Genomic DNA, 22609 nt, shown 5'->3' on the forward strand with positions numbered 1-22609 from the left:
CTGCCCGGCGCCGTTTCTGACGGTCAATAACCCTGACAAGGCTTTTCTTTCGGCTTGCCTTAAGCCTCGGATCACCTAGGGGATCAGGCCCAGGGGCGCGCGAATGCAGGGTTTCCGCTCCCCCCTCGTGGGAGCGGAAACCCTGCCGTCGGCCGCCGGTGGCGAGCGCCCGTCAGCCGGTGAGCCCCCGGTGGGCGCGGATGATGTCCGCGTATCTGCGGCCGCTCCCCTTCACGGTCCGCCGCTGCGTGGCGTAGTCGACGTGGACGAGGCCGAAGCGCTTGTCGTAGCCGTAGGCCCACTCGAAGTTGTCGAGCAGGGACCACGCGTAGTACCCGGCGAGCGGCACGCCCTTGCGCACGGCACGGGCGCAGGCGGCCACGTGCTCCTCCAGGTACGCGGTCCGCTCGGGGTCGTCCACCGTCCCGTCCGGACCGACGGTGTCGGGGAAGGCGGAGCCGTTCTCGGTGACGTACAGGCGGCGCGCGCCGTAGTCGTCGGTGAGCCGCATGAGGATCGCCTCGAGACCGTCGCCGTCGATCTGCCAGTCCATGCCGGTGCGGGGCACGTCCGGCAGGCGGAGCTCACGGGCGTACGGGACAGGTCCCGCGGGGTCGTCGGCGACGGTGACGGGGAAGTAGTAGTTGACGCCGTGCCAGTCGAGCGGAGCGGCGATGGTGTCGAGGTCGCCCGGCCGTTCGGGCAGCTCGACGCCGTACAGCTCGCGCATGTCTGCGGGGAACCCGCGCCCGTACACGGGGTCGAGCCACCAGCGGTTGGTGTGGCCGTCCATGCGGGCGGCGGCCGCGATGTCCTCGGGCCGGGTGGAGGCGGGCGCGACGGTGGAGTGGTTGGTGACGATGCCGACCTGGGCGTCGGGGACGGCGGCCCTGACGGCCTGTGCCGCGAGACCGTGACCGAGGAGCAGGTGGTAGGAGGCGCGCACGGCGGTGGTGAGGTCGGTGAGGCCGGGGGCCATGCGCCCTTCGAGGTGGCCGATCCACGCCGAGCAGAGCGGCTCGTTGAGCGTGGCCCACTGGCCGACACGGTCACCGAGACGGGCGGCGACCACACCGGCGTACCGGGCGAAGTGTTCGGCGGTCTCCCGCTCCGCCCAGCCGCCCCGGTCCTGGAGCGCCTGGGGCAGATCCCAGTGGTAGAGGGTGACCGAGGGGGTGATCCCCGCGTCCAGGAGGCCGTCGACGAGCCGGTCGTAGAAGTCGAGACCCGGCGGATTCAGTGGGCCGTCACCGGCCGGGAAGACGCGTGGCCAGGCGATCGAGAGGCGGTACGCGTCGGCGCCGAGGTCGCGCATCAGGGCGATGTCCTCGGGCCAGCGGTGGTAGTGGTCGCAGGCGACGTCGCCGTGGTCGCGGTTGTCGATGGCGCCGGGCGTACGGGAGAAGGTGTCCCAGATGGACGGGCCGCGGCCGTCCTCGGTCACGGCGCCCTCGATCTGGTAGGCGGAGGTCGCGGTGCCCCAGGAGAAGCCGGCGGGGAAGGCGTCCAGGTCGAGCGCGCGGGCGTCGGTGGGTTCGGACACGGAGGACCTCTCTGACATCGGTGGGAAGAAGAGCGTCACTTGACCGCACCCGCGGTGAGGCCTGCGACGAGATAGCGCTGGAGAAGGAGGAAGCCGACGACGACGGGCACGCTCACGACGAGAGAGGCGGCCATGACCTGGTTCCAGTACACGTCGTTCTGCGTGGCGTAGCCCTGGAGGCCGATGGCGAGGGTGCGGGTGGTGTCGTTGGTCATCACGGAGGCGAAGAGAACCTCGCCCCAGGCGGTCATGAACGCGTAGACGGCGACGGCGACGATGCCCGGCACGGCCGCGGGGACGACCACCCGGAACAGGGCGCCGACGGGGCCGCAGCCGTCGACCTTGGCCGCCTCGTCGAGGTCCCGGGGGATCGAGTCGAAGTAGCCGATCAGCATCCAGATGGAGAACGGCAGCGAGAAGGTGAGGTAGGTGAGGATCAGACCGCCGCGCGAGCCGAAGAGGGCGATCCCGGTGGCGTTGCCGATGTTGACGTAGATGAGGAACAGCGGCAGCAGGAAGAGGATCCCGGGGAACATCTGGGTCGACAGCACGGTCACCGTGAAGACCCGCTTGCCGCGGAAGCCGTAGCGGCTGACCGCGTAGGCCGCGAAGACCGCGACCACGACGGAGCACACGGTCGCCGCGACCGCGACGATCAGGGAGTTCACGAAGTAGTCGGCGAGCGGGACGGTGCGCCAGATGTCGATGTACGGCCGGACGGTGAGCTCCGAGGGGAGCCACTGGAACTTCTCCGATACGTCCGCCAGCGGCTTGAGGGAGCTGGAGACCATCACGTACACCGGCAGCAGGACGAATCCGGTGAGCAGGGTGAGGAAGACGCGCCGGGTCCACAGGAAGGAGCGGGGCGCCGCCATCGGGGAGCGGGGCGACCCCCGCCGGGCGGGCTCAGACATCGCCGGCCTTCCTTCCTCGGCTGGTGATCAGCAGATAGACGCCCGTGACGAGGAGGAGGAAGAGCAGCAGCAGGACGGACATCGCCGAGCCGGTGCCGAAGTTCCAGGTCTGGAACGAGGACTGGTAGATGTGCAGGGAGATCAGGTCGGCCGCTTCGGGCGCCGCCTTGCCGAAGAGCACGAACGGCGTGTTGAAGTCGTTGAACGTCCACAGGAACAGCACCAGGACGAGGACCTGGTTGACCGGTCGCAGGGAGGCGAGGGTGATGTGCCTGATCTGCTTCCACACCCCCGCGCCGTCCAGTGCGGCCGCTTCGTACAGCTCGCGGGGGATGTTCTGCAGACCTGCCATCACGGTGAGGAAGGCGAACGGCCAGCCCTTCCACACGGAGACGATGAGCAGGGCCCAGAAGCTGTTGTCGCCGATGAGCCAGAAGGCGGGGCGGTCGCCGATGCCCAGTTGGTCGTGCAGCACATGGTTGATCAGGCCGTTGTCGTGCTGGAACATGAACGCCCAGGTGATGACGGCGGCGTAGACCGGCAGGGCGTACGGGACGAGGAAGAGCGCGCGCAGCAGGCCACGGCCGCGGAAGGACTCCTGGAGGAAGACGGCCGCGGCGGTGCCGAGGAGCCAGCACAGCCCGACGGACATGACGGTGAACAGGCAGGTCGTCACGAAGGACGTGAGCAGGGCCTGCCCCACGGGGGCGTCGAAGTCGATCGACAGCGCGTAGTTCTCGAATCCGGCCCAGGGCGCGTCGGCCCAGTTACGGATGGAGAACTGCGTGAGCTCCTTGAAGCTCATGGCGATACCGATCAGCATCGGCACGAGGTGGACGAGGAGTTCGAGGGCCAGGGCGGGCAGGAGCAAGAGGTACGGCAGCCCGATGCGGCGCAGCCGCCCGGAGCGGCGGCGCGGGGGGCGCGCCTCTCCGGGCGGTGCCTTCCGCACCGCCCGTTCCTCCCGGGGCGTGACGGTGGAGGTCATGAGTGGTCCGCGCCTACTTCTTGGGCATCTGCTGCTGGGCCTTTTCGAGCGCGGCCCTCACCGACTCGTCGGTGACGGGCCGGCCGGCCGCGGCGTCGGCGAACAGCTCCTTGACCGCGGTGCCGACGACGGTCTCGAACTGGGACTCCTCGGGGACCTGCGGCAGGGCGGAGGCGCTGGTGGCGAGCGTGTCGCGGATGACGGTGAGCGACGGAGTGGAGAAGGCGGGGTCCTGCTGCGCGGACGTGACCGGCGGGATGGAGCCGTAGGCCTTGTTGAGGATCTTCTGCTCCTCGTCGCTGGTCATGAACTTCACGAACTTCATGGCACCGTCGACGTTCTTCGTGTTCTTGAAGACGGCCATGTTGATGCCGGCGACCATGGAGTTGACGGACGTTCCCTGGCCCGGCTCACCGGAGGGGACCGGCGCGGGGGCGACGCCCCACTCGTCCTCCTTCATCCCCTGCGAGGCGAACGTCTGCGAGGGGGTCTGCCACAGGACCATGGCGGTCTTGTCCTTGGCGAAGTCGCTGAGCGACTGGTTCTGGGCGTACTCCGCGTTGCCGGGAGCGACGATCTTGTGCGCGGCCATCAGGTCGACGTACTGCTTGACCGCGGCGACGGCTCCGTCGGAGGTGAAGTCGGCCTTGCCGTCGGCGGTGAAGAAGTCGGCGCCGTGCTGCTTGCCGAGGACGTAGACCTGGTGGATGTTGTTGGAGAGGTTGGAGCCCTCGACTCCGATGGCCCACTTGCCGTCCTTGCTCAGGCGCTTGCCGGTGGCGACCAGTTCGTCCCAGGTGGCCGGGGGCTTGTCGACGCCGGCGTCCTTGAACATCTGCTTGTTGTAGTAGAGGGCGTAGGCCATGGAGTACAGGGGCACGGCGGCCGGGTCCTGACCGGCTGCGCCGGTGGAGCCGAGCGCGGAGGCGACGAAGCGGTCCTTGCCCCCGATCTTCTCCAGGTTCTTCGCGTCCCAGGGCAGCAGGGCGCCGGTGGACTGCAGGGAGGCGCTCCAGGTGTTGCCTATGTTGAGGACGTCGGGGCCCTGGCCGGAGGTGGTCGCGGTGAGGATCCGGTTGAGCAGGTCCGACCAGGGAACCACCTCCAGCTTCACCTTGATGCCGGTCTCCTGCTCGAACCGGTCGAGTTCGGGCTGGAGGACCTTCTTGTCGACCTCGATGCTGGAGCCCTGGTTGGAGGCCCAGTACGTGAGTGTCTTCGGCTGGGAGTTGGAGCCGGAACCGTCGGAGGTGCCGCCTCCGCAGGCGGCGGCGGTGAGGACGAGGGAGAGAGTGACGGCACCTGTGACCGCGGCTCTGATTCTGCGCATGGCTCCTCAAGGCCCTTTCGGGGAGTGACGGAGTCCGAGGAGGCGGGGCGGGCGAGACGTCCCACGCTCGCCCCGTACACCTTCCCGGCTTAATTTAGGACGTGAGTTAAATACCGAGAGAAGGTCGCGTCAAGGGCCCTGACAGGGGTATCTTGCGATGAGAGACTTCACGAACAGGGGGCAGGGTGCGAGCGAAGAGCAGTCGTACGGTGCGTGACCTGCGGCGGGAGAACCGCACCGCGGTTCTGCAACGATTGTATTTCGACGGGCCGCAGAGCCGCCTGACGCTGGGCCCGGCCACCGGGCTGAGTTCCGGGTCCGTCAGCAACGTCGTGGGCGAACTCCTCGCCGACGGCCTGGTGGAGGAGGCCGGCAGCGTCGACTCGGCCGGAGGCAGGCCCCGCACCCTGCTGCGTGTCAGCCCCGACAGCGGCTGCATGATCGGCATCGACGTCGGCGAGACACGCATCAGGGTCGAGCTCTTCGACCTCGCCCTGACCGAACTCGCGCGCGTGGAGAGCCCCCTGTCGGCCGAGGGCACCGGTCCGCACGCCCGGTACGACATCGGCATCGTGGTCGACCATGTGCGTGACGGCATCGCCACGGTGCTGCGCGCGGCCGGCGTGCCCCCCGAGCGGTTGCTCGGCGTCGGCATCGGCGTCCCTGGCATCGTCGCCCACGCGCCCGAGGACGGCGCCGTCGTGCACGGCCAGACCGTCGGCTGGGACGCCGTGCCCCTGGAGCGGCTGCTGCGGGAGACCGGCGCGGTGCCGGAGAGCGTGCCGTACTACATCGACAACGGCTCCAAGACGCTCGGCCAGGCCGAGATGTGGTTCGGGGCCGGCCGCGGCACCGCCAGCGCCGTCGTCGTCCTCTTCGGCTCCGGTGTCGGCGCCTGCGTGATCGGCGAAGGCATGGGGACCGGCCGGGCGATCGAGTGGGGTCATCTCACGGTACGGGTGCGCGGGCGCCGTTGCCGCTGCGGCTCCCAGGGCTGCCTGGAGGCGTACGCGGGCGCGGAGGCGCTCCTCGACCGCTGGCGGGAGGCGGGCGGCAGGCCGCCCGCGGGGGCGGACGAGGAGACCGCGCTGACGTCGATGATCGCCGCCGCCTATCCCCCGCACGACGCGGAGAGGGAGCCCGACGCGACCGCGCTCGCCGTCCTGGAGGAGACCGCCGAGTATCTGGGCGCCGGCTTCGCCGACCTGATCAATCTCTTCCAGCCCGAGCGGATCCTCGTCGGTGGCTGGGCCGGCCTCCAGCTCGGCTCCCGCTTCCTGGAGACGGTCAAGCCGCACGCCTCGGCCTTCGCCCTGCGCTACCCTGCCAGCCGGACCCGTATCGAACTGGGCACGCTCGGCCCGGACGCCGTCACGGTGGGCGCCGCGATCCTCCCCCTCGAAGCGTTCTTCGCCCGGGGCGGCCGCCGCAGCGAGGCCCCGCCGGAGGAGCCCGTCCCCACCTGGCAACCGGCCCTCCAGCACCGCGCGACGTCCTGAGGGCGGGCCGCCACGGCGACCCGCCTCGGAGCGCCGAGCGTGGTCGCCGCGGTCCTGGCCAGGACCGCGGCGGCCGCCGTCACCGGGCCGGGGTGATCCATCGCAGCAGCGCGTCGTGGATGGTGTCGTCGAGCGCGCACAGCGCCTCGATGGCACCGAGGTCGCCGGGCAGCGGGGCGATGCCCGCCGCGGTGAGCGCGGCGTGCAGATCGAGGCGGCGTCGGTCGGCCGGCCGCAGCGGGAAGGACAGGCGGCTCTCCGGAGCCGGCGCGGGCAGAACGTAGTCGCCGAACTTCATGACCCCGCGGGTCATGGTCGTCTCCTCGGGCTCGTCGTCCATGAGCATCGCGGGGAACCGGTACGGGTCGAGATCCAGCAGCTCAGTGGTGCCCGTAGCGAAAGCCTGAAACCCGGTCACGAGTGCCTCCTCAGTTCGTGGTGCAACTGATGAGGACGACTACGAAAGGACCGGGCGCAGTTGCGGTCCGCCCCGCAGTCCACCCGAATGCCCCCAACTCCATCTCGTCACAAGAGAGATGAACCGACCGACGCCGCCGCCCGGAAATCCACCCGCTCCCGGTCAGAAGGTGACGGCGTCCCGGGCGAGGGGGCAGGTCATGCAGTGGCCACCGCCGCGGCCGCGGCCCAGCTCGGCGCCGACGATGGTGACGACCTCGACACCGGCCTTCCGCAGGAGGGTGTTGGTCTGTGTGTTGCGGTCGTACGTGAAGACGACACCCGGCTCCAGGGCGACGGCGTTGTTGCCGCTGTCCCACTGCTGGCGCTCGGAGGCGTACACATCGCCGCCGGTCTCGATCACTCGCAGCGCGGGGAGCCCGAGGGCCCGGGCGACCACGTCGACGAAGGCGGCGCCGCCCTCGTCGGTGATGTCCACTGGCGTCCGGTCTCCGGGACGCAGCGTGAAGGTGTGGACCGCATCCATGATCTTCGGGTAGAGCGTGACGATGTCACGGTCGGCGAAGGTGAAGACGGTGTCGAGGTGCATCGCCGACCGGAGTTTCGGCATCCCGGCGACGACGACCTGCTGGGCTGCTCCGTGCGCGAACAGGGACGCCGCGACCTGGGTGATGGCCTGACGGGAGGTGCGTTCGCTCATGCCCATCAGGACGACGCCGTTGCCGACGGGCATGATGTCACCGCCCTCGAACGTGGCCTGCCCCCAGTCCTGTTCGGGGTCGCCCCACCACACCGTCGCGTCCGCGAAGTCCGGGTGGAAGGTGTAGATCGCCTTCATGAGGAGCGTCTCGCCGTGCCGGGCGGGCCAGTAGAGCGGATTCAGCGTCACACCGCCGTAGAGCCAGCAGGTGGTGTCGCGGGTGTACAGCGTGTTCGGCAGGGGCGGCATCAGGTACTCGCGTGGCCCGACGCTCTCGCGCGCCAGCGCCACGTATCCGGACCGGAAGTCCTCGGGCAGATCGGTCGTGGACAGACCGCCGATCAGGAACTCGGCCAGCTCACGCGGGGCCAGGGACTCCAGGAAGGCCCGGGTGTCGTCGACGAGCCCGAGACCGACCTCGTTGGGGACGATCTTGCGGTCGAGGAGCCAGCTCCTGGCCTCGGGGATCGCCATCGTCTCGGTGAGCAGATGGTGCAGCTCGACGACCTCGACACCGCGCTGGGTGAGCTTGTCGACGAAGTCGGCATGGTCGCGCTGGGCGTTCTCGACCCACATGACGTCGTCGAAGAGAAGGTCGTCGGCGTTGGTCGGGGTGAGCCTGCGGTGGGCGAGGCCCGGTGAACAGACCAGGACCTTGCGGAGCCGTCCGACCTCGGAGTGGACGCCGAGCGCGGGCTCGGCCGAGGGGGTGTCGCTGCTCGTCATGGTGAACCTTTCCGGTGGAGGCCGCGGAGGGCGGAGGCGGGGGACGTCGGGCGGGTCAGAGTTCGATCCAGCCGGCCGCGAGCGCGATGACCCCGACGACCGCACCGGCCACGGACACGGCGCAGATGAGGGCCTCCACGGGCGAGAAGAGACGCCGGTTCTGCTCGCGCCGCGCCTTGACGAACAGGAAGGTGGCGGGGGCGTAGAGGATGAAGGAGACGAGGACGAACTTGAGCCCGGCCGCGTAGATGAGGAAGGCCGTGTACAGCGTGGCGAGGACGGCGACGACCAGCTCCCGTCGGGTGCTCCGCCCCACGACCCGCTCCTCACGGGGCCTCAGCGCGATCTTGACGGCGAACGCCGCGGCGAGCAGGAACGGGATCAGGCTCAGGGCGCTGGTGAGATCGAGGGCGAAGTTGAACGCGTCGTCCGAGAAGGCGGTGACGACCAGCACGACCTGGCTGAGGGACGTGGTCATCAGCAGGGCGGGGGCGGGTACGTCGTCGCCGGTGGAGCGTCCGAGGAAGCGCGGCATGTCATCGTCCTTGGCCGCGACGAAGAGCACTTCTGCGGCCATCAGCGTCCAGGCGAGGTAGGCCCCGAGGACGGAGACGATGAGGCCCACGCTGACGAAGACCTCGCCCCAGGTACCGACGGCCGCCTCCAGGACGCCGGCCATGGACGGCTGGCGCAGCTCGGCGATCTCGCTCATCGGGAGGATCCCGTACGACACGATGGTGACCGAGGCGAAGATCGCGAAGACGCTGAGGAAACCGAGGAGCGTGGCCCGTCCGACGTCCTCCCGGCGCTTGGCGTGCCGCGAGTAGACGCTGGCGCCCTCGACGCCGAGAAAGACGAAGACGGTGGCGAGCATCGTGCCGCGCACCTGGTTGAAGAGCGAGCCGGCGTAGTCGGCGCCGCCCCAGTTCTCCGCGAAGACGGACGGATCGAAGTAGAACAGCGCCAGGATGATGAAGACGATGATGGGGACGAGTTTCGCGACGGTCACGATCCTGTTGATCGCGGCCGCCTCCTTCACACCGCGCCGGATCAGCAGGAAGAAGGCCCACAGTCCGGCCGAGGAGAGGACGATGGACAGGGCGGTGTCGCCGTCGCCGAGCGCGGGGGCGACCGCGCCGATCGTCGACATGATGAGCACCCAGTACGTCACGTTGCCGACGCAGGCGCTCGCCCAGTAGCCGAACGCCGAGAAGAACCCCAGGTACTCCCCGAAGCCGGCCTTCGCGTACGCGTACACACCCGCGTCCAGGTCCGGCCTGCGGACGGCCAGGGTCTGGAAGACGAAGGCGAGCATGAGCATTCCGAAGCCCGCGACCGCCCACGCGATGAGCGCCCCCGCGACACCCGTCTCCTGGGCGAACCGGCGGGGCAGTGAGAAGACCCCCGCGCCGACCATGGAACCGACGACCATCGCGGTCAGGGTCAGCAACGTCAGTTTGACCGCCGGCTCGGTGTTCGCGTCCGCGGGCCGCGCGTCGTTCGTCACACCATTCCCCTTCGAGACGTGGCAGGCGCTCGCCCGGAGCCGGCCTGCTGAAAGGGGAATCTAGCCCGAAATGATCTGTTTTTCTCTGATACGCACCGCGGCTCGGCTACGGCCCGGACCGGAACGGCCCGGGCGGGCTCACAGCATCACGTGCTTGACCTGGGTGTAGTCCAGGAGGCCGGAGAGGGAGAGATCGCTGCCGTAGCCGGAGTGCTTGACCCCTCCGTGGGGCATCTCGGAGACCGTGGTGCCGTGGGTGTTCACCCACACGATGCCCGTATGCAGGACGCGGGTCGCGCGCATCGCGCGGTCGTGGTCCGCGGTCCAGACACTGGCGGCGAGGCCGTAACGGACGCCGTTCGCCAGGTGCAGGGCCTCCGCCTCGTCCGCGAAGGCCTGCACGGTCACGACGGGCCCGAAGATCTCCTCCTGCACGATCTCGTCGTCCTGCCGCACACCGGCGACGACGGTGGGCTCGTGGAAGAACCCGGGGCGGGGCGGTCGGCCGCCGCCGGTGACGATCTCGGCGTGCGCCGGGAGCCGTTCCAGAAGCGCCTGCACCGAGGCGAGTTGAGCGACGTTGTTGAGCGGCCCGACGTCGACGCCCGGCTCGTCCGGAGCGCCGGTCCGCAGCTTCCCCGCCTCTGCGGCGAAGGCCGCGAGGAACGCGTCGTGGGCCCGGTGGTGGACCAGGAGCCGGGTGGGCGCGGTGCAGTCCTGGCCCGCGTTGTAGTAGGCGACGGCGGCGAGGGCGGCGGCGGTCGCCTCCACGTCCACGTCGTCGTGGACGAGGACCGGGGCGTTGCCGCCGAGCTCCAGGTGCACCCGCTTGAGATCGGCGGCAGCGGCGGCCGCGATCTCCCGGCCCGCCCGCACGCTGCCGGTGACCGCGATCAGGGCGACGTCGGGGTGCGCCGTGAGCGCGCGACCGGTGTCGCGGTCACCGCAGACGACGTTGAGCACGCCCGGCGGCAGGTGCGCCGCCGCGACACGGGCCAGCAGCGCGGACGACGAGGGGGTGGTGTCGGCGGCCTTGAGCACGCTCGTGTTGCCGGCGGCGATCGCCGGGGCGATCTTCCACACGGCCATCATCAGCGGGTAGTTCCACGGCGTGATCTGGGCGCAGACCCCGACCGGTTCGCGGCGCAGCAGGGAGGTACGGCCCTCGGTGTACTCGGCGGCGGCGGCGCCCGGCAGGTTCCGGGCGGCTCCGGCGAAGAACCGGAGGGTGTCGACGATCGCGGGCAGTTCTTCCGTCCTGAACTGGTGGGCAGGCTTGCCGGTGTCTCCGGTCTCGGCGGCCACGAAGGCGTCCGCGTGCTCCTCGATGGCGTCGGCGATGCCGAGCAGGGCGCGCTGCCGTACGGCGGGCGTGGTCGTGGACCAGTGCCGGTACGCCGTGGCGGCGGCCGCGCAGGCGGCGTCCGTGTCCGCGCGGCCGGAGCGCGGGGCGTGGCGGTGGACCCGGCCGGTGGCGGGGTCCACCAGCTCCATCGTCTCGCCCGAGGCGGCGGGCCGGTCGGTGCCCGCGATGTGGTTCCGCACGGTGTCAGCCACGGCGCAGCGCCTCCTCGGCCGCGTCGCGTCCGGTGCGGACGGCGCCTTCCATGTAGCCGGCCGCCCACTGGTCGGATCCGCAGACGTAGAAGGGGGGTTCGTGGGTGCCGTGCAGGGGGCCGACGGCCATGACGTCGCCGGGGGTCCACTGGGTGACGTACCCCTGGGTCCACGGATCGGTGCCCCACATCCGCACATAGCTCGCCAGCGGTCGGTACGCGTCGTCGCCGTAGAGGCGGGCGATGTCGGCCAGCAGTTCGCCGGTGCGCAGCGGCGTGGGCATGCCGAGCAGGACGCCGAGCCTCTCGGGCGGTACGAGGGCGGACAGGATGCCGTCGCTCTGCGCCCAGGTGCTGCCGAGGACCCCTTCGCACTCGGAGAGGCCGCTGAGGCCGCGTTCGCGCCAGAACGGCCGGTCGTACGCGGCGACGAACTTGGCGGCGAGCGCCTGGCGTTGGCGGTGCAGGGAGGCGAGGCGCTCCTCGGACACGCCGGTGACGTCGACCGAGCGGAGCGGGCCGACGGGCAGGGCGCTGACGACCGCGCCGGCGGTGAGGGTCTCGCCCCCGGCAAGCCGTACGGAACAGCGGCCTGCCCCGCGTACGGTGACGGCCTCGACGGGCGCGCCGGTGCGGATGCGCCCGCCGAGTGCGGCGGCCAGGCGCAGGGCCACCGTCGCCGACCCCTCGGCCACCCGCAGGCCCTCCCAGGCCTCGTAGTCGTAGTGGTCGGAGCCGCCCGCGGCGCCGGGTACGGCGGCGTGCTTGCGCAGGGCGGCGAGCAGCGAGGTGCGCTCGTACGAACCGTCGGCGAGGGCGAGTTGGCCGATCTCCCAGAGACGTACCACGGCCGGGGTCGCTCCCTCGGCGCGCAGCCAGTCGCCGACGGAGAGCCGGTCGAGGGCGGTGGCGTCGGGGTGGGTCCAGGGGTCGTAGGGGTCGACGGTCCGGGCGAGTGCGCAGAAGGCGGCGGTGACCTTCTGGTGGCACGCGTCGTCGCCGGGGCCGAACCAGTGGGGCGCGTCGCCGGCGGATACGCCTTCCGGGGTGGCCCGGGCGAGGGCGCCGGGCTCGGCGACGTAGCTGGGCGCCAGGGTGAGGCCGAGTTCGGTGGCCAGGGTCGTGTACGCGGTGTGGGCGCGGCCGACGACCTCTCCCCCGAGCTGGACCAGCCGGCCGTCGGGGAGTTCGGTCTGTTCGACGCGTCCGCCGACGCGGTCGCGGGCCTCGACGACGAGGACGTCGGCTCCGCCGGCGGCGAGGTCGCGTGCGGCGGCGAGACCGGCCAGGCCGGCGCCGAGCACGATGACGTCGTGGTTCATGGGGTGTTCCTCCGGTCGGTGCCGCTTCAGTCCAGGACGAGGCAGTGCTCGGGCTTCCACCCGACCTCGACGTGTTCGCCGCCGCTCCAGCGGTCCTCCATGCGGGAGCGGTCGGTGTTCTGCTCCAGCACGGACACCGTGACGCCGGGGGCCAGTTCGATGAGATAGGTGGTGGTCGGGCCGCAGTAGACGGTCTCCCGGACGACCCCGCTGACGCGCGCCATGCCGGGTTCCAGGTCGGACAGCCAGATCTTCTCGGGGCGGATCGACAGGTTGACCCTGCTGCCGTCGGTGACGGCCGGCCGGTCGCCGACGGGCAGCTCGGGTCCGTCGTCGAGGACGACCCGGCCGGAGCGGTAAGTGCCGGGGACGAGGTTGGAGGTGCCCATGAAGGAGGCGGTGAAGCTGCTCGTGGGGCGTTCGTAGACGTCCTCGGGGGTTCCGCACTGCTCGACGCGCCCGTCGTTCATCACGGCGAGGCGGTCCGACATGGTCAGCGCCTCGTCCTGGTCGTGGGTGACGAAGACGAAGGTGATCCCGACCTCGCGCTGGATCTGCTTGAGCTCGACCTGCATGTGCCGGCGCAGTTTGAGGTCGAGGGCGGCCAGCGGCTCGTCGAGCAGCAGGACATGGGGCCGGTTGACCAGGGCACGGGCGAGGGCGACCCGCTGCTTCTGACCTCCGGAGAGGGTGGCCGGCTTACGGCCCGCCAGATGTCCGAGCTGGACGAGGTCGAGCATGTCGGCGACGCGCCGGCGGATCTCGGCGCGGCCGACGCCCTTGCGCTTGAGGCCGAAGGCCACGTTGTCCGCGAGCGAGAGGTGGTCGAAGAGGGCGTAGCTCTGGAAGACGGTGTTGACGTTGCGCTTGTCGGGCGGCAGCCCGGTGACGTCCTGGCCGTCGAGCAGAACGCTGCCCGCGGTGGGGTCGGCGAAGCCTCCGATCATCCGCAGCAGCGTGGTCTTGCCGCAGCCGGAGGGGCCGAGGAGGGAGAAGAACTCGCCCGGGGCGATGTCGAGGGCGACGTCGCGTACGGCGTAGGTGTCGTCGGCGGAGGGATACTGCTTGCTGACGTGGTCGAGCCGGACGGCGGGGGTCCCCGGAGCGGGGCTCGTGGCGTCGGGGGTTCCCGGGGCGGGACTCGTGGCGTGGGGGCTGGGAGCCTCGGGGTTCGGGTGCGCGGAGGACGGGTGCATGGCTGTCACTTCCCGGAGAGCAGATCGAGGCCGCCGCGCCGCCCGAACAGGCGCGGGATGGCGAGTGCGAGGACGATGAGGCCGATGGAGCCGGCCAGCATCAGGGTGCCGACGGCGTTGATGGTGGGCTGCACGCCGAACCTGATCGCCGAGTAGATGCGTACGGAGAGCGGCTGCGGGTCGACGCCGGTCGTGAAGTAGGCGAGGACGAAGTCGTCGAAGACGAGGGCGAAGATCAGCACCGCCGACGCGAGGATGCTCGGAAGCAGCGCGGGCAGGGTGACCAGGCGCAGTGCCTGTCTGCGGGTGGCGCCGAGGTCCATCGCCGCCTCCTCGACCTCCGGGTTGAGCGCGGCGATACGGGAGCGGAGGATCACCGTCACGTACGAGATGGAGAAGGTGATCTCGGCGAGCATCACGGTCGTCGTGGACAGGGTGATGCCCAGGCCCTTGAAGAGGAGCATCGCCGCGACACCGGTCACGATCTCCGGCGTGATCAGCGGGACGAGCATGACCAGCCCGGCGAAGGAGCCGAGGCGGCCGCGTCCGCGTACGAGCCCCAGGGCCAGGGCCACGCCGAGGACCAGCGATCCGGCCATGGCGACCAGCGAGACCCGCAGGCTCATGCCGAGCGAGTCGAGGAGGACGTCGTCGTGGAGGAACGCCGTGTACCAGCGGAGGCTGACGTCCTCGAAGACAGTCAGGGACTTCTGCGAGTTGAAGGAGAAGAGGACGACGACGCCGACGGGGAGGTAGAGGAGCGCGAAGAAGACGGCGGTGACCGCGACGGCGAACCGGGGCGGGCGCTCGACTCCGCGCCTGCGGCGCTGCCGGGCGCTCATCGGACGGCCTCCGTCTCGTCCTTGCGGGTACGGCGCAGATACCCGAGCATCCCGAGGAACAGGACCGCCATGAGGAGCATGGTCAGGGCGGAGCCGAGCGGCCAGTTCTGGCCCTGGAAGAACTTGTCCTGGATCAGGTTGCCGATCATGATCTGGTCGGGACCTCCCATGAGCTGGGCGCTGACGAAGTCCCCCATGGCGGGCAGGAAGACGAGGACGCAGCCAGCGGCCGCTCCCTGCCGGGTGGCGGGGACGGTGACGAAGAAGAAGGTGCGCAGCGGACCGCCGTAGAGATCACGGCCCGCCTCGATGAGCGAGGTGTCCATGCGCTCCATCGCCGCGTACAGCGGGATGATCATGAAGACGACGAAGCCGTAGACCAGTCCGGCGACGACGCCCGCGCCGGTCTGGAGGATCTTGGTGCCGTCGTCGGCGAGACCGATCGCGCGCAGAGCCTTCAGCAGCGGCCCGTCGTCGGACAGGACGACGGACCAGCCGTACATCCGCACCAGGTAGTTGGCGAAGAACGGGACGACGATCGCGGCTATCAGCAGGTTCTTGAAGCGGCCGCCGCGCAGCGCGATGGCGTAGGCGACCGGGTAGGCCACGGCCAGGCATATGAGACAGGTGATCAGCGCGTAGCCGAGGGAGCGCAGCAGGACCGTGCTGTAGGCCGGATCGGCCAGTGCGGCGATGTTGTCGAGGTCGAGTCCGAAGCGCGGGTTGCCGAGCGGGTCGGTGGAGCCGAGCGAGAGCGTGGCCACCAGGAGGAGGGAGGCGACGAGGAAGCCCGTCATCCAGAGGGTTCCGGGCAGCATGAGCCAGGTCCACAGCCGGGGCTGTGTCCGGGCCGCCGACCCTGATCGCTTGCCAGGTTTCATGTCAGCCGGCCTTCACGTCGGTCCAGGCGGCGTCGCGGGCACGTTCGGCCTGTGGGTCGCCGTTACGGAAGAAGAGGTCCGCCTTGAGGTCGTCGGCGGTCACCGAGCACTGGGGGAACGGTTCGACGAGCGCGGCGTACGTGTCCTCGGTGCCGCGGACCGGCATCGGGTAGCCGATGTACTCGATGTTCTTCTTCACGTTCTCCGGGCGGAGCATGTAGTCGATGAAGAGCATCGCGGTGCCGGGATGCCGGGCGTCGGTGGGGATGGCGTAGCAGTCGGAGTTGACCGGGGCACCCTCGCGGGCGACTTCGAAGCCGAAGACGGCCGGGTCCTCGGCCTGGGCGAGCATGGCGGCCATGTCGCCGCTCCATGCCTGGGTCATGTCGGCGTTGCCGTTGAGCAGGTTGTTGTAGCTGTCGCTGGAGAAGCCGCGCAGGCGGGGGCGGAGCGAGCGCAGGGTGTCGGTGACGCGGGAGAGTTCACCGCTGTCTCCGGTGGTGAGGTCCAGGCCGAGCTTGAGCGCGCCGAGGCCGAGCACCTCGTCGCGGTCGTCGAGGACGAAGACCTTGCCCTTGGCCTTGTCGTTCCACAGGTCGTCCCAGGAGCCGGTCAGTTCGCCGAGCCGGTCACGGCGCCAGCCGATGCCGGTCTTGTACATGGTGAAGGGGACCGTGTGCGCGGAACGGGGGTCGTACCAGGGGTCGGCGAAGTAGTCGTAGCCGGCGAACACGGCCTCGGCGTTGCGGAGCCGGGAGTGGTCGATCCTGCGCAGCCGGCCACCCGCGACGAGGCGCTCCGCCCACTTCGCGGTGGGGAAGACGATGTCGTAGCGGTTTCCGGCGTTGAGTTTGGCGGCCATGCCCTCCATGGAGTCGTAGTTCGACTGGACGACCTTGACGCCGTACTCCTCCTGGAAGCCTTCGAAGACGGTGGGGTCGACGAAGTCGGCCCAGTTGAAGTAGACGAGATCGCCGTCGACCTTGACGTCGATGGGGGCTTCGGCGCGTGCCTTGCCGGCCGGGTCGTCGGCGGAGGTGAAGCCGCAGCCGGCGGCGGTGAGGGCGACGGCGGCGGCTGTGCCGGCGCGGAGGAACGAGCGTCGGGTCGGGGGGAGTGCCTCGGGGGACATGGGGTCCTCTCCGTAGGGCCGCAGGGGGACGGCGGGAACGAGCGGTGCGTCGGGGGGCTCGGTCGTGGGGTGGAAGCGGTCGCCGGCGGCGCGGGGTGGGGGTGTGCGGCCGGTGAGGCGTGAGGGAAGGCGGGGCCGGTACGGGCGTGGCCTTGGTGAGGGAGGCGGTCCCAGGCGGCCCGCCGAAGGGCCGTCAGGCGGTGCGGCTTGGTGCCGGGTGCGGGTCGGTACAGGGGCGAGCGCTCGGGGGGGCGCCTGCCCGGCGGCGCGTGCCCGACGGTGGCGTGCCCGGCGGGCGCGTGTACGTGGGTGGCCTGCGCGCTGCGCGGACGGACGGCCGCGGCGTCCTGTCTACGGCTCGGCACCGTCGAGGTCGGCCCGGACGCGGTCGGCGAACCAGCCGACCGCCGACTCGCGGCGCGACAGCGGTCCGGGTTCGAACCCGGGCGTGGAGAGCCCCTTCTGCACACGGGCGACCAGCTCGGCGTCCTCGTCGTTGGTGATCCAGCCGATGTGGATGTTCAGGCGCCGCGCGAGGCGGGTACGGAGGCCGGTGCCGCGGCGGGTGTAGAACGCTCCGGGCACGGCCACGCGGTCCACCGCGGTGGGGATCGCGGTCCAGGCCAGCACATGGTCGGGGTAGAAGTCGATGAGGGTGTTCGGGTAGATGACCGCGTACCGCCAGATGCGGCGGTCGGCGTCGCCGAGGCCGGGCATGGGCGCCGCGATGCGCTGGTAGAGGCGTTCGGCCCAGTTCGAGGACGGTTTGTCGCGCAGCGGCGAGGCGAAGAGGGCGTACGACTCGTCGATCTCACAGGTGTAGCCCTGGTAGTCGAGCAGCCGCATCAGCCCGGGGTGGGCCACCGGCACGTGGTACCCCTCCAGGTAGTTGTCGACCGCCACCTTCCAGTTGGCGTGCTGCACCTCCGCACCGGCCAGATCGTGGATACGGGCGCGGCCGACCGGCACCAGATCGGGCCCGGCGTAGTGGCCGACCGCCGCCTCGAGGCCCGCGCAGCTCTGCGCCAGCGGTACGGCGTCGAGGTCGAGGTTGACGAAGACGAAGCCGAGGAAGGACTCGACGCGGGCGGGGAAGAGGCCGAGCTTCGGCTTGTCCAGGCAGGGGATCTGCCGCGCCTCAGGGGCGCCGACCAGGCTTCCGTCGAGGCGGTACGTCCAGCCGTGGTACGGGCAGCGGATCGCCTTGCCGGCCGGTTCGGGGGTGGTGACCAGGCGCGTGCCGCGGTGGCGGCAGACGTTGAGGTGGGCGGCGAGACCGCCGTCCTCGGTGCGGACCACCAGGACCTCGCGGTCCGCGACGGTGGCGGCGAGCCGGGCTCCCGGGTCCGGCAGGTCGGACTCGTGGCAGACGAGCTGCCAGGACCTGCCGAACACGTGCCGCGTCTCCGCGGCGGCGGTGGCCGGATCGGTGTAGTAGCGCGCCGGTAGCGCGGGGGCCACCGGCGCCTCGGGGGCAGCCCGTGCAGCGGGGGCTTCCGGCGCTTCGGGTGCCGGGGTCCGGGCGGCTGCCGGTGGATCGCCGGCTGTCGGCGCGTGGGCGACTGCGGGTGTCTCCGGGGCTCTGGAGTGCATCGATGACTCCTCCGTGCCGCCAGTGCGGCGATCGGTGTCGGCGTGCGATGTCGGGACGACCGAGCTGCGGACAGGCGGTCGGGGCGGGAAGCCGGGACCGGGCTGACCGATTGGACAGCCAGATTGCTGGCTCATTTCCGCCGGGTCAAGACTTGTTCACTGACCGATCGGTCAGCTAGCGTAATTCTTGCCTGACCGATCGGTCAGCAAACGTGTTTTCCTGTCGCCGTCCCGGCGCTGTTCCGCATTCGCCCTGCTCACGGGCGTGCGCAGTCGGGCGGCACCCATCTCCCGGAGGCACGCATGGGTCGTCGTCGTCTGGACTGGCTCGGGCTCACTCCCGAACCGGAGCGAGAGCTCCCCGCCGCGGTCGCCGCCCTGCGCGCCTCATCACTCGATGCTCCCGCTCGGCGGCCGAAGGACCTGGCGGCCGCCGAGCAGCGCCGCGTGGAGCGGCTGATCCTGCGCGGAAGCCGGCACAGCTGGCTCCGCTACCTCGCCGAGGTCACCGGCCTGGTGACCGGCGTGGCCACCGGCTCCCGGGCGGGTGACCCGGCGGCCGCCCTGCTCGCGGGCGAGGTCGTGCTCGACCACCACCGCATGCTCATCGGCCTGCCAGGTCCGGGATACGGCCGTACGGCGAACGACCGCGCCGCGCTGGAAAGCGCCGTACACACCCTGCGCACCCGCCCCGGCACCCACACCCCCGGCAGCGCCGGCACCCAGACCCCCACCCGGACAGGAGGCAGCCGATGACCACGATCCGACTCCCGACGGCGGACCCGCAGGGGACCGTCCTCGGGGCGGCACCGGGCCACACGGAGAGCGCGAGCGCCTACCGTGCCGCCGGTGGCTACGACGGGGCCACGGCCCCCGACGAACTGCTCGCCCACCTCGCCGCCTCCGGGCTGCGCGGCCGCGGCGGCGCCGGATTCCCCGCCGCGGTCAAGCTCCGCTCCGTACGCGACCGTGGCGGCGCGCCCGTCGTCGTCGCCAACGGCGAGGAGGGCGAACCCGGCTCGGTCAAGGACCGCTGGCTGCTGCGGGCCCGCCCCCACCTGGTCCTCGACGGTCTCGCCCGGACCGCCGCGATCACCGGCGCCGTACGCGGCTTCGTCTACCTCTCCGACCCGGTCGCGGCCGGGAGCGTACGGCGTGCCCTCGTGGAGCATCCGCCGCCGCTGCCCGTCGAGGTCGTCCAGACCGATCACACCTATGTCGCCGGCGAGGAGACGGCGGTGGTCCGCAGGATCGACGGCGGACCCGCGCTGCCCACGTCCAAGCCTCCCCGCCCCTTCGAGCAGGGGGTCGGTGGTGCGCCGACCCTGGTCTCCAACGTCGAGACGCTCGCCCGGATCGCACTCATGGCTGCCCGGCCGGACCTGGGCCGCGCGATAGCCCTCACCACTCTCGTCACGTTGTCCGGTGGCAGGACCACGCCGCTGCTCACCGAAGTCCCGTACGGGATCCCCCTGCGCGCTCTCGCGGCCGAGCTCGGCATCCCCGACGCGACGGGCGCGCTGATGGGAGGCCTCTTCGGCGGGCTCGTCGGAACGGACGCCCTGGATCTCCCCCTGGAACCCGGCGCGCTCACCGCCGCGGGCACCGCCCTCGGCTGCGGAGCGATCCGCTTCCTCTCCCCCGGCATCTGCCCGGTGGCCACCGCCGCCGACGCGGCGGCCCATCTCGCGGCCGAGAGCGCACGCCAGTGCGGGGTCTGCGTCTCCGGGACCGGAGCCGTCGGGAACGCCCTGCGCGCCCTCGCCGCCGGGACCGCGGGCCCGGACACCGCCGACAGCCTCCACCGCTGGTCACAGGGGCTGCCCGGACGCGGTGCCTGCGGGCTGCTCGACGCCTCCGCCGGCATCGCGGGCAGCCTGCTCCGCGCCTTCCCCCGGCTCGCCCCCTCCCATCTCGCCGCGCCCTGCCCGCTCTGCGCCGCCGCGCCCCCGGACGGCCGCCGCCTGACCGTGACCGTGCCGCAGGTGGCGGCCGGCACCACTCCCCCGCACCCGTCTCCCCCACCGCACCCGTCTCCCCCACCGCCCCCGTCTCCCCCACCGCCCCCGTCTCCCCCACCGCCCCCGTCTCCCCCACCGCCCTCCCGCTGCCCGCGCTGAAAGGAACGCCGTGAAACTCCTGCTGGACTCCACCCGCTGCCAGGGCTACGGACTGTGTCAGGAACCCGCGCCCGACCTGGTCGAACTCGACGAATGGGGTTACGCGAAGATCATCGCCCTCGTCGTCCCTTCCGGCCCCGAGGCCGCCGCCCGCGCCCGGGCCTGTGCCGAGAGCTGCCCCAACTCCGCCCTCCGCGTGGAGGGATGACATGGCACGTGATCTGACCGCCCTCTTCGACCCCGGCTCCGTCGCCGTCGTCGGCGCGAGCGACGACCCGGCGAAGTACGGCCACGCGGTGGCGTCCCAGGCGCTGCGCGCACCCGGCCGCCGGCCCGTTCACCTGGTCAACCGTCGCGGCGGCACCGTCCTCGGCCGGACGGCGGCCACCTCCGTCTCCGCGATCGGGGAACCCGTCGACCTGGTGGTGATCTCCGTGCCCGGCGCCGGCTTCGAGGCCGCCGTGGACGAGGCCCTGGCCTGCGGCGCGAAGGCGATCGTCGCGATCACCGCGGGCTTCGCTGAGGCCGGCGCCGCGGGCCTCGCCCGGCAGCGGTCGGTCGCCGCCCGCGTACGAGCCGCCGGAGCCGTTCTCGTCGGGCCCAACTGCCTGGGCATCGCCGACAACACCACCGAGCTGTACCTCGCCTCCGACCGCTTCGCCCCCGGCGGTGTCGCCCTGCTCAGCCAGAGCGGCAACCTCGCCCTCGAACTCCAGCTCCGCGGCGAGCCGCACGGCCTGGGGTTCTCCCGCTTCGTCTCGCTCGGCAACCAGGCCGACGTCACCCTCGTCGACCTCGTCGAGGACTGTGCCCGCCACGAGGCCACCTCGGCCATCGCCGTGTACGCCGAGGACTTCGGCGACGGCCGGGCGTTCGCGGCGGCCGCCGCCACGGCGGGCAAGCCGGTGGTGCTGCTCACCGCCGGCCGGGGCACCGCCTCCGCGCGCAGCGCCCAGTCGCACACCGGGGCGCTCACCACCTCGGCCGACGTGGTGGCCGCCGCCTGCCGGGACGCGGGCGTCGAACTCGTCCGTACACCACGGGAGATGACCGTGGTCCTGGCCGCGCTGGGAGCGGGATCGCGCACGCGCGGCCGGCGGACCGCGGTCTTCACCGACGGCGGTGGCCACGGCGCGATCGCGGCGGACGCGGCCGAGGACGCCGGGCTCGACGTGCCGGAACTCGGCGCGCCGGCCCAGGACAGGCTGCGGTCCGTGCTGTGGGAGCAGTCCTCGGTCGGCAACCCCGTCGACCTGGCGGGGATGGGTGAACAGCGCCCCCTCTCGTACGCCGACACGGTCGGGGAGCTCCTCGCCGCCGACGAGGTCGACGCGGTGCTGATGACCGGGTACTTCGGCGGTTACGCCGCTTCCGACGGCGGTCTGGGCGGCGGGCCGGCCGGCGGCTCCGTACTCGCGGACGGCGAGACCCGCGCCGCCAAGGAGATCGCCGCTCGCCTCGCCGCCGTACCGAAGCCCCTTGTCGTGCAGTCGATGTACCCGCGGTCGCCGAGCTGCCGGGTGCTCGCCGAGGCCGGGGTGCCGGTGTTCGGCGCCACCGAGGACGCCGCCCGCGCGCTTGCGGCGATGACGGGCCGGGCGGCGCCCGGCACCGGCGGTGTCCCGCCGCTGCCGCCCGCAGCGGTACCGCTGCGGGACCCGGGGTACCACGGGGTACGGGCGCTGCTCGGGTCGGCCGGCGTGCCGTTCCCGGCGGCCCGCGAGATCACGGACGAGGCCGGACTCCTCGCCGCGGCCGAGGAGTTCGACGGGCCGTACGTGCTCAAGGCCCTGCACGTCCTGCACAAGTCCGACGCCGGTGGCGTGGTGCTGCGTCTGCCCGACCGGGACGCGCTCCTCGCCGCGTACCAGGAGATGCGGTCCCGGCTCGGCGCGCCGGCCTACTCGGTGGAGGCGATGGCCGATCTCTCGGACGGTGTCGAGCTGATCGTGGGCGTGAACCGGGATCCGAGGTTCGGGCCGGTCGCCCTGGTCGGGCTCGGCGGGGTGCTCACCGAGACGCTCCGTGACGTGGCCTTCGCGCTCGCGCCCGTACCGGCGGCGCGGGCCGAGGCCCTGCTGCGGGGCCTGCGCAGTGCCGCGCTGCTGGACGGCGTACGCGGCCGGCCGGCCGTCGACGTGGCCGCGGCCGCCGCCGTCGTCGAGCGCATCACCACCGTCGCGGCCGCGCACCCGGAGATCGCCGAGCTGGAGGTGAACCCCCTCCTCGTCCGCCCGGACGGCGCCCTTGCCCTGGACGCCCGGGCCGTCCTCGCCCCGCCGGGCGACACCCCACCGGCGGCCTGCCCCGCCCCACCGGCCGACCTGGACTGACAGCGGCCGG

General features: G+C 71.7%; 19 protein-coding genes. 5 read left to right on the plus strand and 14 right to left on the minus strand.

Going from position 1 to position 22609, the window contains the following annotated elements; genetic code table 11:
• Positions 1 to 172 precede the first annotated feature (172 nt).
• The 4 genes from ACFY8U_RS01705 to ACFY8U_RS01720 are packed head-to-tail and all read right to left on the minus strand — an operon-like array spanning position 173 to position 4775.
• On the minus strand, positions 173 to 1561 hold the full coding sequence (locus tag ACFY8U_RS01705; protein WP_389564253.1) for a GH1 family beta-glucosidase: 1389 nt from the start codon (positions 1559 to 1561) through the stop codon (positions 173 to 175).
• Positions 1562 to 1578: 17 nt separating this feature from the next.
• Positions 1579 to 2457, minus strand: a complete 879-nt coding sequence (locus ACFY8U_RS01710) for a carbohydrate ABC transporter permease (RefSeq protein ID WP_389564255.1) — start codon at positions 2455 to 2457, stop codon at positions 1579 to 1581.
• Positions 2450 to 3445 carry a sugar ABC transporter permease gene (locus ACFY8U_RS01715; protein WP_361609718.1) on the minus strand — a complete coding sequence of 332 codons (996 nt, stop codon included), beginning with the start codon at positions 3443 to 3445 and terminating at the stop codon, positions 2450 to 2452. Before ACFY8U_RS01715 ends, ACFY8U_RS01710 begins: the two co-directional genes overlap by 8 nt.
• A gap of 13 nt (positions 3446 to 3458) precedes the next feature.
• Entirely contained in the window at positions 3459 to 4775 is a 1317-nt protein-coding gene (locus ACFY8U_RS01720; RefSeq protein ID WP_389564258.1) for an extracellular solute-binding protein, read from the minus strand.
• A gap of 185 nt (positions 4776 to 4960) precedes the next feature.
• Between ACFY8U_RS01720 and ACFY8U_RS01725 the strand changes: the two genes are divergently transcribed.
• The gene (locus ACFY8U_RS01725; RefSeq protein WP_389564260.1) at positions 4961 to 6274 is read left to right on the plus strand and encodes an ROK family protein; all 1314 of its coding nucleotides are present in this window, start codon (positions 4961 to 4963) and stop codon (positions 6272 to 6274) included.
• Between the two features lie 79 nt (positions 6275 to 6353).
• On the opposite strand, the gene ACFY8U_RS01730 is transcribed toward ACFY8U_RS01725, so the two are convergent.
• The 10 genes from ACFY8U_RS01730 to ACFY8U_RS01775 form a co-directional block, all read right to left on the minus strand.
• Entirely contained in the window at positions 6354 to 6692 is a 339-nt protein-coding gene (locus tag ACFY8U_RS01730; RefSeq protein WP_389564262.1) for a hypothetical protein, read from the minus strand.
• A 162-nt stretch (positions 6693 to 6854) separates the two neighbouring features.
• The gene (locus tag ACFY8U_RS01735; protein WP_389564264.1) at positions 6855 to 8117 is read right to left on the minus strand and encodes an arginine deiminase; all 1263 of its coding nucleotides are present in this window, start codon (positions 8115 to 8117) and stop codon (positions 6855 to 6857) included.
• A 55-nt stretch (positions 8118 to 8172) separates the two neighbouring features.
• Positions 8173 to 9624 carry a basic amino acid/polyamine antiporter gene (locus ACFY8U_RS01740; RefSeq protein ID WP_389564267.1) on the minus strand — a complete coding sequence of 484 codons (1452 nt, stop codon included), beginning with the start codon at positions 9622 to 9624 and terminating at the stop codon, positions 8173 to 8175.
• Between the two features lie 138 nt (positions 9625 to 9762).
• On the minus strand, positions 9763 to 11181 hold the full coding sequence (locus tag ACFY8U_RS01745; protein WP_389564269.1) for an aminobutyraldehyde dehydrogenase: 1419 nt from the start codon (positions 11179 to 11181) through the stop codon (positions 9763 to 9765).
• Positions 11174 to 12502 (minus strand): flavin monoamine oxidase family protein, encoded by a 1329-nt coding sequence (locus tag ACFY8U_RS01750; RefSeq protein ID WP_389564272.1) that lies wholly within the window; start codon positions 12500 to 12502, stop codon positions 11174 to 11176. Before ACFY8U_RS01750 ends, ACFY8U_RS01745 begins: the two co-directional genes overlap by 8 nt.
• Positions 12503 to 12528: 26 nt before the next feature.
• Complete coding sequence (locus ACFY8U_RS01755) at positions 12529 to 13698, minus strand: ABC transporter ATP-binding protein (RefSeq protein WP_389564274.1); 1170 nt, start codon at positions 13696 to 13698, stop codon at positions 12529 to 12531.
• 5 nt (positions 13699 to 13703) lie between these two features.
• Positions 13704 to 14540: an ABC transporter permease gene (locus tag ACFY8U_RS01760; RefSeq protein ID WP_389564276.1), complete on the minus strand. Its 837-nt coding sequence runs from the start codon at positions 14538 to 14540 to the stop codon at positions 13704 to 13706.
• Positions 14537 to 15358, minus strand: a complete 822-nt coding sequence (locus tag ACFY8U_RS01765; RefSeq protein WP_389564279.1) for an ABC transporter permease — start codon at positions 15356 to 15358, stop codon at positions 14537 to 14539. Before ACFY8U_RS01765 ends, ACFY8U_RS01760 begins: the two co-directional genes overlap by 4 nt.
• A 64-nt stretch (positions 15359 to 15422) precedes the next feature.
• Positions 15423 to 16553, minus strand: a complete 1131-nt coding sequence (locus ACFY8U_RS01770; protein ID WP_389564281.1) for a spermidine/putrescine ABC transporter substrate-binding protein — start codon at positions 16551 to 16553, stop codon at positions 15423 to 15425.
• Positions 16554 to 16904: 351 nt separating this feature from the next.
• Positions 16905 to 18146 carry an aromatic ring-hydroxylating dioxygenase subunit alpha gene (locus ACFY8U_RS01775; protein ID WP_389564284.1) on the minus strand — a complete coding sequence of 414 codons (1242 nt, stop codon included), beginning with the start codon at positions 18144 to 18146 and terminating at the stop codon, positions 16905 to 16907.
• Positions 18147 to 18449: 303 nt separating this feature from the next.
• On the opposite strand from ACFY8U_RS01775, the gene ACFY8U_RS01780 reads away from it, so the two are divergent.
• From ACFY8U_RS01780 to ACFY8U_RS01795, 4 genes are read left to right on the plus strand one after another with little or no spacing between them, the layout of a single operon-like run.
• Positions 18450 to 18902, plus strand: a complete 453-nt coding sequence (locus ACFY8U_RS01780; RefSeq protein WP_389564287.1) for a hypothetical protein — start codon at positions 18450 to 18452, stop codon at positions 18900 to 18902.
• Positions 18899 to 20266, plus strand: a complete 1368-nt coding sequence (locus tag ACFY8U_RS01785) for an NADH-ubiquinone oxidoreductase-F iron-sulfur binding region domain-containing protein (protein ID WP_389564290.1) — start codon at positions 18899 to 18901, stop codon at positions 20264 to 20266. Before ACFY8U_RS01780 ends, ACFY8U_RS01785 begins: the two co-directional genes overlap by 4 nt.
• Before the next feature lie 10 nt (positions 20267 to 20276).
• Positions 20277 to 20474 (plus strand): ferredoxin, encoded by a 198-nt coding sequence (locus ACFY8U_RS01790; protein WP_389564292.1) that lies wholly within the window; start codon positions 20277 to 20279, stop codon positions 20472 to 20474.
• Position 20475: 1 nt separating this feature from the next.
• On the plus strand, positions 20476 to 22599 hold the full coding sequence (locus tag ACFY8U_RS01795) for an acetate--CoA ligase family protein (RefSeq protein ID WP_389564294.1): 2124 nt from the start codon (positions 20476 to 20478) through the stop codon (positions 22597 to 22599).
• Positions 22600 to 22609 lie beyond the last annotated feature (10 nt).

It is taken from the genome of Streptomyces sp. NPDC012508 (genome assembly GCF_042902595.1).
Taxonomy (GTDB): domain Bacteria; phylum Actinomycetota; class Actinomycetes; order Streptomycetales; family Streptomycetaceae; genus Streptomyces.

Bases quoted from the DNA above. Each gene is read 5' to 3' on its own strand.
- ACFY8U_RS01735 (WP_389564264.1), bottom strand. From the start codon at position 8,117: ATGACGAGCAGCGACACCCCCTCGGCCGAGCCCGCGCTCGGCGTCCAC.
- ACFY8U_RS01765 (WP_389564279.1), bottom strand. From the start codon at position 15,358: ATGCTGCCCGGAACCCTCTGGATGACGGGCTTCCTCGTCGCCTCCCTC.
- ACFY8U_RS01720 (WP_389564258.1), bottom strand. From the start codon at position 4,775: ATGCGCAGAATCAGAGCCGCGGTCACAGGTGCCGTCACTCTCTCCCTC.
- ACFY8U_RS01710 (WP_389564255.1), bottom strand. From the start codon at position 2,457: ATGTCTGAGCCCGCCCGGCGGGGGTCGCCCCGCTCCCCGATGGCGGCG.
- ACFY8U_RS01785 (WP_389564290.1), top strand. From the start codon at position 18,899: ATGACCACGATCCGACTCCCGACGGCGGACCCGCAGGGGACCGTCCTC.
- ACFY8U_RS01755 (WP_389564274.1), bottom strand. From the start codon at position 13,698: ATGCACCCGTCCTCCGCGCACCCGAACCCCGAGGCTCCCAGCCCCCAC.
- ACFY8U_RS01750 (WP_389564272.1), bottom strand. From the start codon at position 12,502: ATGAACCACGACGTCATCGTGCTCGGCGCCGGCCTGGCCGGTCTCGCC.
- ACFY8U_RS01775 (WP_389564284.1), bottom strand. From the start codon at position 18,146: ATGCACTCCAGAGCCCCGGAGACACCCGCAGTCGCCCACGCGCCGACA.
- ACFY8U_RS01780 (WP_389564287.1), top strand. From the start codon at position 18,450: ATGGGTCGTCGTCGTCTGGACTGGCTCGGGCTCACTCCCGAACCGGAG.
- ACFY8U_RS01715 (WP_361609718.1), bottom strand. From the start codon at position 3,445: ATGACCTCCACCGTCACGCCCCGGGAGGAACGGGCGGTGCGGAAGGCA.
- ACFY8U_RS01705 (WP_389564253.1), bottom strand. From the start codon at position 1,561: ATGTCAGAGAGGTCCTCCGTGTCCGAACCCACCGACGCCCGCGCGCTC.
- ACFY8U_RS01760 (WP_389564276.1), bottom strand. From the start codon at position 14,540: ATGAGCGCCCGGCAGCGCCGCAGGCGCGGAGTCGAGCGCCCGCCCCGG.
- ACFY8U_RS01770 (WP_389564281.1), bottom strand. From the start codon at position 16,553: ATGTCCCCCGAGGCACTCCCCCCGACCCGACGCTCGTTCCTCCGCGCC.
- ACFY8U_RS01795 (WP_389564294.1), top strand. From the start codon at position 20,476: ATGGCACGTGATCTGACCGCCCTCTTCGACCCCGGCTCCGTCGCCGTC.